1 protein-coding gene is annotated in these 671 nt (G+C 42.6%); it reads right to left on the bottom strand.

Annotation, left to right across the window (positions count from 1 at the left end):
- Positions 1-111: 111 nt before the first annotated feature.
- Positions 112-495: a hypothetical protein gene (locus R7R24_RS27375; protein WP_318120221.1), complete on the bottom strand. Its 384-nt coding sequence runs from the start codon at positions 493-495 to the stop codon at positions 112-114.
- Between the last annotated feature and the right edge of the window lie 176 nt (positions 496-671).

Genomic DNA, 671 nt, shown 5'->3' with positions numbered 1-671 from the left:
TGATCATTAACCTCATCAGTTATTGATCGGGGGCTTTTGCTATGGATCGTGGATCATTTTGTATTTACGATCCTTTCCTGTAGGGGCGAGAGTGATCATCACCTACCCATATCAATCAATCTTCCAGCCATAAGCTTCACCTGTCATGTCAAAGTGCCTGTTCTTCATCAACAAACCAGTGCTTGGGTTGATGCGTCGAGGCGCTCGCTTAACGTAAGACGAGTCATTGAGCGGAATGTTCTGTTGGTGCAAATGCCAGACATGAATGAAGAAATAGGTGAGGGCGGCGGCAGTGGCGAATAGCCAGTTTATATAGAAGAGTACAAACCAAAATAACAACGCGATGTACTTATTTTTGTGGATAACATCCAGTGGCTTATGTAGCCAAATAACGCTTGGGAAGGCCATCAACACCACTCCCCAGCTTTGATATGCAGTCACTAACGCACCAAGACAAAAAACGCAAAAGAGTGCGAACTTTTTTAGTGTTTTCATCTTAGTCTCCATTTTGTACTTAGTTTTCCTAAGTATACAGGTATAATTAAAACTTAGAAAATCTAAGCATCGTAGGTTGATGATGATTCTCACTTGTCTAAAACAAATCCATTTCCACAGCGCCTTAAACAGGCAAGAAATCGCGTTGGTATCAGCCAGAGGGAGCTTGGTATCCG

This window comes from Vibrio sp. 704 (genome assembly GCF_033339295.1).
The sequence above is the reverse complement of the archived record's forward strand: the minus strand, read 5'-3'. Positions and strand labels throughout refer to the sequence as shown.

Bases quoted from the DNA above. Each gene is read 5' to 3' on its own strand.
- R7R24_RS27375 (WP_318120221.1), bottom strand. From the start codon at position 495: ATGAAAACACTAAAAAAGTTCGCACTCTTTTGCGTTTTTTGTCTTGGT.